13 protein-coding genes and 1 other RNA gene are annotated in these 15,130 nt (G+C 61.4%); all 14 read left to right on the forward strand.

The features are described 5' to 3' along the window. Positions 1 to 62 precede the first annotated feature (62 nt). The gene (gene rsmI, locus K0F88_RS05165; protein ID WP_167362276.1) at positions 63 to 968 is read left to right on the forward strand and encodes a 16S rRNA (cytidine(1402)-2'-O)-methyltransferase; all 906 of its coding nucleotides are present in this window, start codon (positions 63 to 65) and stop codon (positions 966 to 968) included. A gap of 76 nt (positions 969 to 1,044) precedes the next feature. After that, an RNA gene (gene rnpB, locus K0F88_RS05170) (RNase P RNA component class A) lies at positions 1,045 to 1,398 on the forward strand. 353 nt (positions 1,399 to 1,751) lie between these two features. After that, positions 1,752 to 2,207 (forward strand): division/cell wall cluster transcriptional repressor MraZ, encoded by a 456-nt coding sequence (gene mraZ, locus K0F88_RS05175; RefSeq protein ID WP_008147486.1) that lies wholly within the window; start codon positions 1,752 to 1,754, stop codon positions 2,205 to 2,207. After that, the gene (gene rsmH, locus K0F88_RS05180; RefSeq protein WP_010458133.1) at positions 2,204 to 3,151 is read left to right on the forward strand and encodes a 16S rRNA (cytosine(1402)-N(4))-methyltransferase RsmH; all 948 of its coding nucleotides are present in this window, start codon (positions 2,204 to 2,206) and stop codon (positions 3,149 to 3,151) included. Before mraZ ends, rsmH begins: the two co-directional genes overlap by 4 nt. Beyond that, entirely contained in the window at positions 3,148 to 3,441 is a 294-nt protein-coding gene (gene ftsL, locus K0F88_RS05185; protein ID WP_010458132.1) for a cell division protein FtsL, read from the forward strand. The genes rsmH and ftsL overlap by 4 nt, the downstream gene beginning before the upstream one ends. Next, the gene (locus tag K0F88_RS05190; protein WP_219094613.1) at positions 3,441 to 5,180 is read left to right on the forward strand and encodes a penicillin-binding protein 2; all 1,740 of its coding nucleotides are present in this window, start codon (positions 3,441 to 3,443) and stop codon (positions 5,178 to 5,180) included. The genes ftsL and K0F88_RS05190 overlap by 1 nt, the downstream gene beginning before the upstream one ends. Beyond that, positions 5,180 to 6,643, forward strand: a complete 1,464-nt coding sequence (locus tag K0F88_RS05195) for a UDP-N-acetylmuramoyl-L-alanyl-D-glutamate--2,6-diaminopimelate ligase (protein WP_219094423.1) — start codon at positions 5,180 to 5,182, stop codon at positions 6,641 to 6,643. The genes K0F88_RS05190 and K0F88_RS05195 overlap by 1 nt, the downstream gene beginning before the upstream one ends. Next, positions 6,636 to 8,003: a UDP-N-acetylmuramoyl-tripeptide--D-alanyl-D-alanine ligase gene (murF, locus tag K0F88_RS05200; protein WP_219094425.1), complete on the forward strand. Its 1,368-nt coding sequence runs from the start codon at positions 6,636 to 6,638 to the stop codon at positions 8,001 to 8,003. Before K0F88_RS05195 ends, murF begins: the two co-directional genes overlap by 8 nt. Continuing rightward, positions 8,003 to 9,085, forward strand: a complete 1,083-nt coding sequence (gene mraY / locus K0F88_RS05205; protein WP_109634708.1) for a phospho-N-acetylmuramoyl-pentapeptide-transferase — start codon at positions 8,003 to 8,005, stop codon at positions 9,083 to 9,085. The genes murF and mraY overlap by 1 nt, the downstream gene beginning before the upstream one ends. Before the next feature lie 5 nt (positions 9,086 to 9,090). After that, positions 9,091 to 10,437, forward strand: coding sequence for a UDP-N-acetylmuramoyl-L-alanine--D-glutamate ligase (gene murD / locus K0F88_RS05210; RefSeq protein ID WP_219094427.1), 1,347 nt, complete (start codon positions 9,091 to 9,093; stop codon positions 10,435 to 10,437). After that, positions 10,434 to 11,651, forward strand: a complete 1,218-nt coding sequence (gene ftsW / locus K0F88_RS05215; protein WP_374039706.1) for a putative lipid II flippase FtsW — start codon at positions 10,434 to 10,436, stop codon at positions 11,649 to 11,651. Before murD ends, ftsW begins: the two co-directional genes overlap by 4 nt. Then, complete coding sequence (gene murG, locus K0F88_RS05220) at positions 11,641 to 12,711, forward strand: undecaprenyldiphospho-muramoylpentapeptide beta-N-acetylglucosaminyltransferase (RefSeq protein ID WP_219094429.1); 1,071 nt, start codon at positions 11,641 to 11,643, stop codon at positions 12,709 to 12,711. The genes ftsW and murG overlap by 11 nt, the downstream gene beginning before the upstream one ends. Beyond that, complete coding sequence (murC, locus tag K0F88_RS05225) at positions 12,704 to 14,164, forward strand: UDP-N-acetylmuramate--L-alanine ligase (protein WP_219094431.1); 1,461 nt, start codon at positions 12,704 to 12,706, stop codon at positions 14,162 to 14,164. The genes murG and murC overlap by 8 nt, the downstream gene beginning before the upstream one ends. After that, positions 14,161 to 15,129 carry a D-alanine--D-alanine ligase gene (locus K0F88_RS05230; protein WP_219094433.1) on the forward strand — a complete coding sequence of 323 codons (969 nt, stop codon included), beginning with the start codon at positions 14,161 to 14,163 and terminating at the stop codon, positions 15,127 to 15,129. Before murC ends, K0F88_RS05230 begins: the two co-directional genes overlap by 4 nt. Position 15,130: the final 1 nt, after the last annotated feature.

The following is a 15,130-nucleotide window of genomic DNA, read 5'->3' on the forward strand; positions in this document are numbered from 1 at the left end:
TGCACAAACGCCTGAAAAACCCGAGGCGGGCGGGGCGATCGCAAGCGCTGCTACGCGCTACAATGTCGCCTTTTACCGATCATGAGGTGTGCGCTTTGACTGCTCCAGGTGCTTTGAATTCCGCTGCTGGCTCGCTTTATGTGGTGGCGACGCCCATCGGCAACCTGGACGACATCAGTGCACGTGCGCTGAAGATCCTGCGCGACGTCGCGTTGATTGCCGCCGAAGACACCCGTCACTCCCAGCGCCTGATGCAACATTTCGGCATTCCCACGCCGCTGGCGGCCTGCCATGAACACAACGAGCGCGACGAAGGTAGTCGCTTTATCACGCGATTGCTGGCGGGCGACGATGTGGCGCTGATCTCCGATGCCGGCACGCCGCTGATTTCCGATCCGGGTTATCACCTGGTGCGTCAGGCGCGTGCGGCGGGGATCAATGTGGTACCGGTCCCGGGTGCCTGTGCCTTGATCGCCGCATTGTCGGCGGCGGGATTGCCGTCGGACCGTTTTATATTTGAAGGCTTCCTGCCGGCCAAGGCTGTCGGTCGTCGCGCTCGTCTTGAGCTGGTCAAGGAAGAGCCGCGCACACTGATTTTCTACGAAGCGCCGCATCGCATCCTTGAGTGCCTGCAAGACATGGAGCTGGTGTTCGGCCCCGAGCGTCCGGCGTTGCTGGCGCGCGAAATCACCAAAACCTTCGAAACCCTCAAAGGCCTGCCGCTGGCCGAGTTGCGTGAGTTCGTCGAGTCGGACAGCAATCAGCAGCGCGGCGAGTGCGTGGTGTTGGTGGCGGGCTGGTCGGTGCCCGAGACCGAGGACGCGGTCAGCAGTGAGGCCATGCGCATTCTCAATCTGTTGCTTGAAGAGATGCCGCTCAAGCGTGCGGCGGCATTGGCGGCGCAAATTACCGGTGAGCGCAAGAATGTGCTCTATCAGGTGGCGCTGGATAAACAGAAGGGCGAGTAAAAACCCGACGCACAGGAGCAGCCAAAGGTGTTTAGCGCTTGTTCTTCGGCCGCTCTGCCGTTAACCTTCGCGGCGGAGAGTCGATTGGACAGTCGCTGCCCTCTATGAAAATTAGGGGGGGGAGGAAAGTCCGGGCTCCATAGGGCGAAGTGCCAGGTAATGCCTGGGAGGCGTGAGCCTACGGAAAGTGCCACAGAAAATAACCGCCTAAGCGCTTCGGCGCCGGTAAGGGTGAAAAGGTGCGGTAAGAGCGCACCGCACGTCTGGCAACAGTTCGTGGCTAGGTAAACCCCACTTGGAGCAAGACCAAATAGGGTCCCAAGGCGTGGCCCGCGCTGGGACCGGGTAGGTTGCTAAAGATGTCCAGTGATGGCCATCGTAGACGAATGACTGTTCAAGACAGAACCCGGCTTACAGATCGACTCTCCACCTTTTTTCCTCCCTGCTTTAATCGTTGAGCAGGGCGCTGGTAGTAGCATTTTCCCTCCTTCCAGAATCGTTGCCAGAACACTTTCGTAATACCGAAAAAATCTTACTCTTAACAAATTACTTTAACTTTCGAACGCAGCCTTCTGTGCTGATTCAAGTTATCGGGCAAATTCAGCCGTCAGATTGTCGTTACCCCTCCGTTTACCCTCCTAAATCTCAGTTCTGTAAGGCTTTTCCTTTAAACCGCGCCTTGACGGTGCGGTGGCCGCATTCCTATAGTGTGCGCAAGTGGCGGAAAGTGGCATGAAGTGGGTTTTTTGAGCGTAAAACGCTAATATTTGGAGAAACGCTGACGTGTTTCGCGGAGCTAACGCTATCAGTCTCGACGCAAAGGGCCGTCTCGCTATGCCGAGCCGGTACCGTGACGAGCTCGTTTCGCGTAGTTCCGGTCAACTGATCGTCACAATTGATGCCGTTGATCCGTGTTTGTGTGTTTACCCCCTCGATGAGTGGGAAATTATCGAAACCAAACTGCGCGCACTGCCTTCGCTTCGCGAAGAGAACCGCCGCCTGCAACGTTTACTGATTGGTAATGCCGTCGACCTCGAGCTCGATGGCAGTGGTCGTTTTCTGGTTCCGCCGCGTCTTCGTGAATATGCCAAGTTGGATAAGCGCGCGATGTTGGTAGGCCAACTGAACAAGTTCCAATTGTGGGACGAGGATGCCTGGGATGCGGTTTCTGCCGCTGACCTGGCTGCTATTCAACAACCGGGCGCCATGCCTGATGAACTGCGTGATTTGATCCTGTGACTATTGATAGCGGCTTTAACCACATCACCGTACTGCTTGACGAAGCCGTGGAGGCTCTCGCCGTACGTCCTGATGGCTGCTATCTGGACGGTACGTTCGGGCGCGGCGGGCACAGTCGGTTGATCCTCAGCCAGCTCGGCCCCGATGGTCGGGTCCTCGGATTCGACAAGGATCCTCAAGCGATTGCCACCGGGCAAACGCTAGCGGCCGAAGACGGCCGCTTTGTCGTTGTGCAACGCAGCTTTGCCGAGCTGGGTTCGGAAGTGGCCGAACGCGGCCTGCACGGCAAGGTCAGCGGTGTGTTGCTCGACCTGGGCGTGTCTTCGCCACAGCTCGACGACCCTGAGCGCGGCTTCAGTTTCCTCAATGATGGCCCGCTGGACATGCGCATGGACCCGTCCCGCGGGATCAGCGCTGCCGAATTCGTCAATACTGCACCGGTGGAAGAAATCGCCCGCGTATTCAAGGAATACGGCGAAGAGCGTTTTTCCGGCCGCATGGCCCGTGCCGTGGCCGAGCGTCGCGACATCAAGCCGTTCGAACGCACAGCCGACCTGGCTGAAGTCCTGAAAGTCGCCAACCCGGCATGGGAAAAGGGCAAGAACCCTGCGACCCGTGCGTTCCAAGGCCTGCGTATTCACGTCAACAACGAACTGGGCGACCTGGAAGCCGGCCTCGAAGCCGCCCTGGACTGCCTGGAGATCGGCGGCCGTCTGGTCGTCATCAGCTTCCACTCGCTGGAAGACCGTATCGTCAAACTGTTCATGCGCAAACTGGTAAAAGGCGAAGCCGACAACCTGCCGCGCAACCTGCCGGTCCGTCACGTTGCGTTCGAACCGATCATCAAAATCCATGGCAAAGCGCAGTCCGCCTCCGAGGCCGAACTCAAAGCCAACCCACGTTCCCGGAGCGCCGTCATGCGCGTCGCGGAGAAGCTGCGGTGAGCAAGCTTTTCGCCAAGCCTCTTCCCGGCGGAAGCTTTTTCATGCTGCTGCTGTTTATTGGCGTGCTCGTGTCGGCCATCGGCGTGTCGTACAGCGCCCACTGGAACCGTCAGTTGCTGAACTCGCTGTACGCCGAGTTGAGCGTGCGCGACAAGGCGCAGGCGGAGTGGGGCCGGTTGATTCTCGAGCAGAGCACCTGGACTGCGCACAGCCGTATCGAAGTGCTGGCCACCGAGCAACTGAAGATGCGCATTCCCGGCGCCGCTGAAGTGCAGATGGTGGCGCCATGATGAAACTCGAAGGCGCACTGTTCCCATGGCGTTTCCGCCTGGTGCTGGGCTTGCTTGGTGTCATGGTTGCGGCGATTTGCTGGCGCATCATCGACCTGCAAGTCGTCGACCGTGCCTTCCTTAAAGGTCAGGGCGATGCGCGCAGCGTTCGTCACATTCCGATTCCGGCTCACCGTGGTCTGATCACCGACCGTAACGGCGAGCCGTTGGCCGTGAGTACCCCGGTCACCACGCTGTGGGCGAATGCCAAGGAAATGCAACTGGCCAAAGAGAAATGGCCAGCACTGGCGGCGGCTCTGGGCCAAGACCCTAAAGCCCTGGCCGAACGCCTCGAAGCCCAGGCCAACAAAGAATTCATCTACCTCGTGCGCGGGCTGACTCCTGAGCAGGGCCAGTCTGTACTCGATCTGAAAGTACCGGGTGTCTACGGCATCGAAGAGTTCCGGCGTTTCTACCCGGCCGGTGAAGTCACCGCGCACATGGTCGGCTTTACCGACATCGATGACCACGGTCGAGAAGGGGTCGAACTGGCCTACGACGAATGGCTGGCCGGGGTCGCCGGCAAGCGACAGGTCATCAAGGATCGGCGTGGCCGACTTATCAAGGATGTCCAGGTCACCAAAAACGCCAAGGCCGGCAAGCCCTTGGCGTTGTCCATTGACCTGCGTCTGCAATACCTGGCCAACCGCGAGCTGCGTAACGCGATCATCGAGAACGGTGCCAAGGCCGGCAGCCTGGTCATCATGGACGTGAAGACCGGTGAGATCCTCGCCATGGTCAACCAGCCGACCTACAACCCGAACAACCGTCGCAACCTGCAACCGGCGATGATGCGCAACCGCGCCATGATCGACGTGTTCGAGCCGGGTTCGACCATGAAAGCCATCTCCATGAGCGCCGCGATCGAAACCGGTCGCTGGAAGCCGAGCGATACCGTCGAGGTTTACCCGGGCACCTTGCAGATCGGTAAATACACCATCAAGGACGTCTCCAAGACCGAAGGTCCGGTGCTCGACCTGACCGGCATCCTGATCAATTCCAGTAACGTCGGCATGAGTAAGGTCGCGTTCGATATCGGCGGCGAAACCATTTTCCGCCTTGCGCAGAAGGTCGGCCTCGGCCAGGACACCGGTCTCGGCTTCCCGGGTGAGCGCGTCGGCAACCTGCCGAACTACCGCGAATGGCGCAAGGCTGAAACCGCCACGCTGTCCTACGGCTACGGTATTTCCGTGACCGCGATCCAGTTGGTCCACGCCTTCTCGGCCCTGGCCAACAACGGTCGCCTCGCACCGCTGACCCTGATCAAAACCGACAAACCAGCGCAAACCACACAAGTGCTGCCGGAAGCCGTCGCGAAAACCATGCAAGGCATGTTGACCCAGGTGATCGAGGCCCCGCGCGGTGTCTTCCGTGCGCAGGTGCCGGCGTATCACGTGGCTGGCAAGTCGGGCACTGCACGCAAGACGTCAGTGGGCACCAAAGGCTACGCCGAGAATTCCTACCGCTCGCTGTTCGCCGGCTTCGGCCCGATGAGCGATCCGCGTTACGCAATCGTGGTGGTGATCGATGAACCGACCAAGGCCGGTTACTTCGGTGGTCTGGTCTCGGCACCGGTGTTCAGCAAAGTGATGTCCGGGACACTGCGCCTGATGAACATCACCCCGGACAACCTGCCACCGACACAAACCGCTAACGCCACACCGGTCGTTCCACTGAAAGCCAATGGAGGGCGCGGCTAATGTCTTTGAGCCTGAACAAGATTTTCGCCCACGCCGGCCGCGATCTATTGATCCGCGAGCTGACCCTGGACAGCCGCAACGTGCGGGCTGGCGATCTGTTTCTCGCCGTCCCTGGCGGCAAGTTCGACGGGCGCGCGCACATCGCCGATGCCTTGCAGCGCGGTGCTGCTGCCGTGGCTTACGAAGTCGAAGGCGCTACCGTGTTGCCGATCACCGACGTGCCGCTGATTCCGGTCAAAGGCCTGGCGGCGCAGCTGTCGGACATCGCCGGTCGCTTTTATGGCGACCCGAGCCGGCACCTGAACCTGGTCGGCGTGACCGGTACCAACGGCAAAACCAGCGTCACGCAATTGGTTGCGCAAGCCCTGGATTTACTCGGCCAGCATTGCGGCATTGTCGGCACCCTGGGTACCGGTTTCTACGGTGCACTGGAAAGTGGCCTGCACACCACGCCGAACCCGATCGCTGTGCAAGCGACCTTGGCCGACCTGAAAAAGGCCGGCGCCAAAGCCGTCGCCATGGAAGTGTCCTCCCACGGCCTGGACCAAGGCCGCGTGACCGCGCTGGCGTTCGATGTGGCGGTGATGACCAACCTGTCCCGCGATCACCTCGATTACCACGGGACCATGCAGGCCTACGGCGAAGCCAAGGCCAAGCTGTTTGCCTGGAACGATTTGAAGTGCCGGGTGATCAATCTCGACGACGAGTTCGGCCGTCAACTGGTTGCGGACAAGCGTGAGTCGCGCCTGATCACCTACAGCCTGGAAGATGCCAGCGCCTACCTCTATTGCCGTGAAGCGCAGTTCGACGATGAAGGTGTGCGCGCCACGCTGGTCACGCCCCAGGGCGAACACCATTTGCGCAGCACCTTGCTCGGCCGTTTCAACCTGAGCAACGTACTGGCCGCGGTCGGCGCCTTGCTCGGCCTGGACTACGCGCTGGACGAAATCCTCAAGGTCCTGCCGAAACTCGAAGGCCCGGCTGGTCGCATGCAGCGTCTGGGCGGCGGCACTCAGCCACTGGTGGTGGTCGATTACGCCCACACCCCGGATGCGCTGGAAAAAGTCTTGATGGCCCTGCGTCCACACGCCAAAGGCCGTTTGTTGTGCCTGTTTGGCTGTGGCGGTGATCGCGATCGCGGCAAGCGTCCGCTGATGGCCGAAGTGGTCGAGCGTCTGGCCGACGGTGTGCTGGTCACCGATGACAACCCTCGCACCGAAGACCCTTCGCTGATTTTCGATGACATCCGCGCCGGTTTCACCGCTGTGGATAAAGTCACTTTCGTCGCTGGCCGTGGTCAGGCGATTGCCCAGTTGATCGCCAGCGCTTCGGCGGATGACGTGATTGTCCTGGCCGGTAAAGGTCACGAGGACTATCAGGAAATCAACGGCGAGCGTCATGCTTTCTCCGATCTGGTCGAGGCTGATCACGCCTTGACCGCGTGGGAGGTGGCCCATGCTTAAAGCCTTGAAACTGAGCGAACTGGCCGGCGCACTGAATGCACGATTGATCGCGGCCGATGCCACGTTCGATGGCGTCAGCATCGACAGCCGCGCGATCAAACCGGGCCAACTGTTTATTGCTCTGACCGGTCCGCGCTTCGACGGTCATGACTATTTGAACGACGTCGCCAGCAAAGGCGCGGTTGCCGCTCTGGTCGAGCGCGAAGTCGCCGACAGCGCGCTGCCGCAATTGCTGGTCAAGGACACCCGCCAGGCGTTGGGCCAGTTGGGCGCGATGAACCGTGCCGCGTTTACCCACCCGGTCGCGGCGATCACCGGGTCCAGCGGCAAAACCACGGTCAAGGAAATGCTCGCCAGCATCCTGCGCACCCGCGGTCCGGTACTGGCGACACGTGGCAACCTGAACAACGACCTCGGCGTACCGTTGACCCTGCTCGAACTCGCGCCGGAACATACCTCCGCCGTCATTGAACTCGGTGCATCGCGTCTTGGTGAAATTGCCTACACCGTCGGCATGACCAAGCCGCATGTGGCCGTGCTCAACAACGCCGGGACCGCCCACGTCGGCGAGTTCGGCGGGCCGGACAAAATCGTTGAAGCCAAGGGCGAGATCATTGAAGGGCTGGAGGCCGATGGCGTCGCCGTTCTCAATCTTGACGACAAGGCGTTCGGCATCTGGAAGGCTCGTGCGGGCGGTCGCAAAGTGCTGACTTTCGCCCTGAACAACCCAAGCGCCGACTTCTACGCCAGCGACCTGGATCGCGATGCGCGCGGTTGCCCGGCTTTCAATCTGCACAGTCCTGAAGGTGTGGAGCGCGTTCAACTGAACCTGCTCGGCACCCATAACGTCGCCAATGCCATGGCCGCCGCCGCTGCCGCGCATGCCCTGGGCGTGTCGCTGTTCGGCATCGCCACCGGCCTCGGTGCCGTGCAACCGGTAAAGGGTCGCACTGTCGCGCAACTGGCCACAAATGGCATGCGCGTGATCGATGACACTTACAACGCGAACCCCACCTCCATGTGCGCCGCCGTTGATATACTCGCCGGCTTTTCCGGCCGCACTGTTCTGGTGCTCGGGGATATCGGCGAATTGGGCGATTGGGCGGAGCAGGGGCACCGCGATGTGGGCGAATACGCCCGCGGCAAGGTTTCCGCGCTCTACGCCGTCGGGCCACTGATGGCTCACGCCGTGAACGCTTTCGGTCCACAGGCCTTTCACTTCAGCACTCAGGCTGAACTGATCAAGGCCCTGGGCGCCGAGCAAGACACCAACACCACCATTTTGATCAAGGGCTCGCGCAGCGCTGCGATGGAAAACGTCGTCGCCGCTTTGTGCGGGTCCAGCCTGGAGAAACATTAATGCTGCTGCTGCTAGCGGAGTATCTGCAACAGTTCTACAAAGGCTTCGCGGTCTTTCAGTACCTGACCCTGCGCGGGATCCTCGGTGTGCTGACTGCGCTGGTTTTGTCGCTGTGCTATGGCCCGTGGATGATCCGCACGTTGCAGAACCGTCAGATCGGTCAATCCGTTCGCAACGACGGTCCACAATCGCACTTGTCCAAGTCGGGCACCCCGACCATGGGCGGCGCACTGATCCTGTCGTCCATCGGCGTCAGCACCTTGCTCTGGGCTGACCTGAGCAACCGTTACGTCTGGACCGTGTTGCTGGTGACCTTGCTGTTCGGCGCTATCGGCTGGGTCGACGACTATCGCAAAGTGATCGAGAAAAACTCCAAAGGCCTGCCGAGCCGCTGGAAGTATTTCTGGCAGTCGGTGTTCGGCCTGGGCGCGGCGATCTTCCTTTATATGACCGCTGCGACGCCGGTGGAAACCACCCTGATCCTGCCGATGCTCAAGGACTACAGCATTCCGCTGGGCATAGGCTTCGTCGTTCTGACCTATTTCGTGATCGTCGGCTCGAGCAACGCGGTCAACCTGACCGACGGCCTCGACGGTCTGGCGATCATGCCGACGGTGATGGTCGGTGGCGGTCTTGGCATCTTCTGCTACCTGTCCGGTAACGTGAAATTCGCTGAATACCTGCTGATCCCTTACGTTCCGGGCGCAGGCGAGTTGATTGTGTTCTGCGGTGCCTTGATCGGTGCGGGCCTCGGTTTCCTCTGGTTCAACACCTATCCGGCGCAGGTCTTCATGGGCGACGTCGGCGCGCTGGCGTTGGGCGCGGCCCTAGGCACCATTGCGGTGATCGTCCGTCAGGAAATCGTCCTGTTCATCATGGGCGGCGTGTTCGTGATGGAAACCCTGTCCGTGGTTATCCAGGTTGCTTCTTTCAAGCTGACCGGTCGCCGTGTGTTCCGCATGGCACCGATTCACCACCACTTTGAACTCAAGGGCTGGCCCGAGCCGCGTGTGATCGTCCGTTTCTGGATCATCACCGTGATTCTCGTATTGGTCGGCCTTGCCACCCTGAAGCTGAGGTAGAACGAGTGTCTCTGATCGCTTCTGACCACTTCCGCATCGTTGTCGGCCTCGGCAAGAGCGGCATGTCCCTGGTTCGCTTCCTGGCGAACCGGGGCACGTCGTTTGCTGTGGCCGATACGCGGGAAAATCCACCGGAACTGGCCACGCTCAAGCGTGACTATCCGCACGTGGAAGTGCGTTGTGGCGAGCTGGACGTCGAGTTCCTGTGCCGTGCCGACGAGCTCTACGTGAGTCCCGGCCTGGCGCTGGCGACCCCGGCCCTGCAGGCTGCTGCCGCCCGCGGCGTGAAATTGTCCGGTGACATCGAGCTGTTCGCGCGTAACGCGAAGGCGCCGATTGTCGCCATCAGCGGTTCCAACGCGAAAAGCACCGTTACCACCCTGGTCGGCGAGATGGCTCTGGCGGCGGGCAAGCGTGTCGCTGTCGGTGGCAACCTCGGTACGCCGGCGCTGGATTTGCTCAGCGACGACGTCGAGTTGTACGTGATGGAGTTGTCGAGCTTCCAGCTCGAAACCACCGATCAACTCAACGCCGAAGTGGCGACCGTGCTCAACGTCAGTGAAGACCACATGGACCGCTACAGCGGTCTGCCGGCCTATCACCTGGCCAAGCACCGGATCTTCCGTGGCGCCAAACAGTTTGTGGTCAACCGTCAGGATGCCCTGAGCCGTCCGCTGATGGGCGAGGGCCAGCCGTGCTGGACCTTCGGTTTGAGCAAGCCCGATTTCAAGGCTTTCGGTATCCGCGAAGAAGACGGCGAGAAGTACCTGGCCTTCGAATTCCAGAACCTGATGCCGGTGCGCGAGTTGAAGATTCGTGGCGCCCACAACCAGTCCAACGCCCTCGCGGCCTTGGCGCTGGGCCACGCCGTCGGCCTGCCGTTCGACGCCATGCTCTCGAGCCTGCGTACCTTCGCTGGCCTCGAGCATCGCTGCCAATGGGTCCGGGACCTGGATGGCGTGGGCTACTACAACGATTCCAAAGCCACCAACGTCGGCGCCGCACTGGCGGCCATCGAAGGACTGGGCGCGGACATCGACGGTAAGGTCGTGCTGATCGCCGGTGGCGATGGCAAGGGTGCCGAGTTCAATGATCTGCGGGATCCGGTGGCGGCCAACTGCCGCGCCGTGATCCTGATGGGCCGCGACTCCGACAAGATCGGTGAGGCCATCGGCGATGCCGTGCCACTGATCCGCGCCGCTTCCCTGATCGAAGCCGTCGAACAATGCCGCGCCGCTGCGCAACCGGGCGACGTCGTGCTGTTGTCGCCTGCCTGCGCCAGTTTCGACATGTTCAAGAATTACGAAGACCGTGGTCATCAGTTCGTCCGCGCCGTGGAGGAACTGGCATGAGCCTGCTCAATATCATCAAGCCCTATCCGTCGCCGATCATCACCGGGCGCGGCATCGACCTCGACTTCCCGATGCTCGCCGGTTGCCTGGCCTTGATCGGCCTCGGGCTGGTCATGATCGCCTCGGCGTCGACCGAAGTGGCGGCCGTGCAGTCGGGCAGTGCCCTGTACTACATGATTCGCCACCTGATCTACATCGTGCTGGGCCTGGGTGCCTGCGTCGTCACCATGATGATTCCGATCGCCACCTGGCAACGCCTTGGCTGGTTGATGCTGATTGGTGCATTCGGTTTGCTGGTGATGGTGATCATCCCGGGGATCGGCCGTGAAGTGAACGGTTCGATGCGCTGGATCGGCTTCAGTTTCTTCAACGTCCAGCCGTCCGAGATCGCCAAGGTGTTCGTGGTGATCTACCTCGCCGGTTATCTGGTGCGTCGCCAGAAAGAAGTGCGCGAAAGCTGGATGGGCTTCTTCAAGCCGTTCATCGTTCTGCTGCCCATGGCCGGCCTGTTGCTGATGGAGCCGGACTTCGGCGCCACCGTGGTCATGATGGGCGCGGCGGCGGCGATGCTGTTCCTCGGCGGGGTCGGACTGTTCCGTTTCTCCTTGATGGTGGTCCTGGCGGTCGGGGCGGTGGTGCTGTTGATTCAAGTGCAACCGTATCGAATGGCGCGCCTGACCAACTTTGCCGACCCATGGGCTGACCAGTTCGGTGCCGGCTACCAGTTGTCGCAGGCGTTGATCGCGTTCGGTCGCGGCGAATGGCTGGGCGTTGGCCTGGGCAACAGCGTGCAGAAACAGTTCTACCTGCCGGAAGCCCACACCGACTTCGTGTTCTCGGTCCTGGCCGAAGAACTGGGTGCCGTGGGTTCCTTGTGCACGGTGGCGTTGTTCGTCTTTGTTTGCGTGCGTGGCATGTACATCGGCTATTGGGCCGAGAAGGCCAAGCAATTCTTCGCCGCCTACATCGCTTACGGCCTGTCGTTCCTGTGGATCGGCCAGTTCCTGATCAATATCGGGGTGAACGTCGGCTTGCTGCCGACCAAAGGCCTGACCCTGCCGTTCCTCAGTTATGGCGGCAGTTCGTTGGTGATCTGCGGTGCCTGTCTTGGCTTGTTGTTGCGCATCGAGTGGGAGAGTCGAACCCACCTGGGCAGCGAAGAGATGGAGTTCCATGAGAGCGACTTCGCCGAGGAGCCGACCCATGGGCGCTAACGTCTTGATCATGGCGGGCGGTACCGGTGGACACGTGTTCCCGGCGCTGGCGTGCGCGCGCGAATTCCAGGCCCGCGGTTACACCGTGCACTGGCTCGGAACACCGCGTGGGATTGAGAACGAACTGGTGCCGATGGCCGGCATCGAGCTGCATCGGATCAACGCCACCGGTCTGCGCGGCAAGGGCAAGTTGTCCCTGCTCAAGGCCCCGTTCATGGTGCTCAAATCCGTCTGGCAGGCGCGGGCGATCATTCGTCAGCTGCGGCCGGTGTGCGTGGTCGGCTTCGGTGGTTATGTGACCGGCCCCGGCGGCGTTGCAGCCAAACTGGCCGGCGTGCCGGTGATCGTTCATGAGCAGAACGCCGTGGCCGGTACCGCCAATCGGTTGCTGGTGCCGTTGGCCGCCCGAGTCTGTGAAGCGTTCCCCGACACCTTTACCCTGTCGGACAGCCGTCGGACCACCGGTAACCCGGTGCGCACCGAGCTGTTCCTCGAAACACAGCGCCCCGCCCTGGCGGGTCGCAAGGCGCGTTTGCTGATTCTGGGCGGAAGCCTGGGCGCAGAGCCGTTGAACAAGTTGCTGCCTGAAGCCCTGTCGCAAGTCGCCCCCGACCTGCGCCCGGAAGTGTTTCATCAGGCCGGCAAAAACCACGATGAAGTGACTGCAGAGCGCTATCGCGCGGCTGGCGTCGAGGCGCAAGTGCAGCCTTTCATCAAAGACATGGCCCAAGCCTATGGCTGGGCCGACCTGGTGGTGTGCCGCGCAGGCGCATTGACCATCAGTGAGCTGGCTGCCGCCGGTCTGCCCTCGATGCTGGTGCCTTTGCCCCACGCGATCGACGATCACCAGACCCGCAACGCCGATTATTTGGCCCGCGAAGGCGCTGCCTTCCTGATGCCGCAAAGAACGACTGGCGCAGCGGATCTTGCCGCACGCCTGACAGAGGTCCTGATGCAACCACAACGACTCAACGACATGGCCACTGCGGCACGCCGCCTGGCCAAACCCGATGCCACCCGTAACGTGGTCGATACCTGCCTGGAGGTGGCCCATGGTTGAGAAACAGAAAGCCATGCCGCAACCGGAAATGCGCCGCATCCGTCGCATCCACTTTGTCGGCATCGGCGGCGTGGGCATGTGCGGCATCGCCGAAGTGTTGCTGAACCTGGGCTATGAAGTGTCCGGTTCCGACCTGAAAGCTTCGCCAGTGACCGAGCGTCTCGAGTCTTTTGGCGCGCACATCTTTATCGGTCACCGTGCTGAAAACGCTGCTGCTGCTGATGTGCTGGTGGTGTCGAGCGCCGTGAACACGTCCAACCCGGAAGTCGCCACCGCGCTGGAACGTCGCATCCCTGTGGTGCCGCGTGCCGAAATGCTGGCCGAGCTGATGCGCTATCGCCACGGCATCGCCGTCGCCGGTACGCACGGCAAGACCACCACCACCAGCCTGATCGCTTCGGTGTTCGCGGCCGGTGGCCTGGACCCGACGTTCGTCATCGGTGGCCGCTTGAATGCCGCGGGCACCAATGCCCAGCTTGGCACCAGCCGCTACCTGATCGCCGAAGCCGACGAAAGCGACGCCAGTTTCCTGCACTTGCAGCCGCTGGTGGCCGTGGTCACCAACATCGACGCCGACCACATGGCGACCTACGGCGGTGACTTCAATGTATTGAAGAAAACCTTCGTCGAGTTCCTCCACAACCTGCCGTTCTACGGTCTGGCAGTGGTGTGCCTGGACGATCCGGTGGTGCGTGAAATCCTGCCGCTGGTGAAACGCCCGACGGTCACGTATGGCTTCGGCGATGACTGCGACGTGCGCGCCATCAATGTGCGCCAGCAAGGCATGCAGACCTTCTTCACCGTGCTGCGCCCTGATCGCGATCCGCTGGATGTCTCGGTGAACATGCCGGGTAACCACAACGTATTGAACGCGCTGGCCACCATCTGCATCGCCACCGACGAGGGCGTCAGCGATGAAGCCATCGTCCAGGGCCTGTCCGGCTTCCAGGGTGTTGGTCGACGCTTCCAGGTCTACGGCGAACTGCCGGTAGAAGGCGGCAACGTGATGCTGGTCGACGACTACGGTCACCACCCGACGGAAGTCGCGGCTGTGATCAAAGCCGTCCGCGGTGGCTGGCCGGAGCGCCGTCTGGTGATGGTGTACCAGCCGCACCGTTACAGCCGCACCCGCGACCTGTACGACGACTTCGTCAATGTACTGGCCGATGCCAACGTTTTGCTGCTGATGGAAGTCTACCCGGCCGGTGAAGAACCGATCCCGGGCGCCGACAGCCGCAAGCTGTGCAACAGCATCCGTCAGCGCGGTCAGCTCGACCCGATCTACATCGAACGTGGTGTCGACCTCGCACCGATCGTCAAGCCGCTGTTGCGTGCCGGCGACATCCTGCTGTGCCAGGGCGCCGGTGATATCGGTGGTCTCGCCCCGAAACTGTTGGCCAGTCCGCTATTCGCGGGTGCTGTTGCCGCGCCGACTGCGGGGAAGTTGAAATGACTGCTGCCTACGCCAACCTCGTCTCCACGGTCGCGCCGAAAGACTTCGGCCGCGTCGCCGTGCTGTTCGGCGGCAAGAGTGCCGAGCGTGAAGTGTCCCTGAAGTCCGGTAACGCTGTCCTCGACGCGCTGCTGAGCGCTGGTGTGGACGCGTTCGGCCTCGATGTGGGCGATGACCTTCTGCAGCGTTTGCTGAACGAAAAGATCGACCGCGCCTTTGTCATCCTCCACGGTCGTGGCGGTGAAGACGGCAGCATGCAGGGCCTGCTTGAATGCCTGGGTATTCCGTACACCGGCAGCGGCATTCTGGCTTCGGCGCTGGCCATGGACAAGCTGCGGACCAAACAGGTCTGGCACAGCCTCGGCATCCCGACGCCACGTCACGCGGTACTGAGCTCTGAGGCCGATTGTATTTCGGCAGCGACGGAACTGGGCTTCCCTTTGATCGTCAAACCGGCCCATGAAGGTTCAAGTATCGGGATGGCCAAAGTGACGTCCGCGTCGGAATTGATCGACGCCTGGAAAGCGGCCAGTACCTACGATTCGCAAGTGTTGGTCGAGCAATGGATTCAAGGTCCGGAGTTCACCATCGCCACCCTGCGTGACCAGGTGTTGCCACCGATTGCCCTGGGCACCACTCACAGCTTCTACGACTACGACGCCAAGTATGTGGCTTCCGATACCCAGTACCGGATCCCATGTGGCCTGGACAGCACCAAGGAAAAAGAACTGATGGACCTCACGGCGAAGGCCTGTGAGGCGCTGGGTATCGCCGGTTGGGGCAGGGCGGACGTGATGCAGGACGCCGACGGGCAGTTCTGGTTCCTCGAAGTCAACACGGCACCGGGCATGACCGATCACAGCCTGGTGCCGATGGCGGCCCGTGCTGCCGGTCTGGATTTCCAGCAACTGGTTCTGGCAATTCTGGCCGCAAGTACTGCCAGCAACCAAGAGCCGCGAGGTTAAG

Source organism: Pseudomonas sp. UMAB-40 (assembly GCF_900095275.1).
In the GTDB taxonomy this organism is placed as follows: domain Bacteria; phylum Pseudomonadota; class Gammaproteobacteria; order Pseudomonadales; family Pseudomonadaceae; genus Aquipseudomonas; species Aquipseudomonas mandelii_B.

Excerpts from the sequence above, each read along its gene's own strand:
- murF (WP_219094425.1), top strand. The coding sequence starts at position 6,636 with ATGCTTAAAGCCTTGAAACTGAGCGAACTGGCCGGCGCACTGAATGCA.
- murC (WP_219094431.1), top strand. The coding sequence starts at position 12,704 with ATGGTTGAGAAACAGAAAGCCATGCCGCAACCGGAAATGCGCCGCATC.
- mraY (WP_109634708.1), top strand. The coding sequence starts at position 8,003 with ATGCTGCTGCTGCTAGCGGAGTATCTGCAACAGTTCTACAAAGGCTTC.
- K0F88_RS05190 (WP_219094613.1), top strand. The coding sequence starts at position 3,441 with ATGAAACTCGAAGGCGCACTGTTCCCATGGCGTTTCCGCCTGGTGCTG.
- murG (WP_219094429.1), top strand. The coding sequence starts at position 11,641 with ATGGGCGCTAACGTCTTGATCATGGCGGGCGGTACCGGTGGACACGTG.
- ftsW (WP_374039706.1), top strand. The coding sequence starts at position 10,434 with ATGAGCCTGCTCAATATCATCAAGCCCTATCCGTCGCCGATCATCACC.
- rsmI (WP_167362276.1), top strand. The coding sequence starts at position 63 with ATGTCGCCTTTTACCGATCATGAGGTGTGCGCTTTGACTGCTCCAGGT.
- K0F88_RS05195 (WP_219094423.1), top strand. The coding sequence starts at position 5,180 with ATGTCTTTGAGCCTGAACAAGATTTTCGCCCACGCCGGCCGCGATCTA.
- K0F88_RS05230 (WP_219094433.1), top strand. The coding sequence starts at position 14,161 with ATGACTGCTGCCTACGCCAACCTCGTCTCCACGGTCGCGCCGAAAGAC.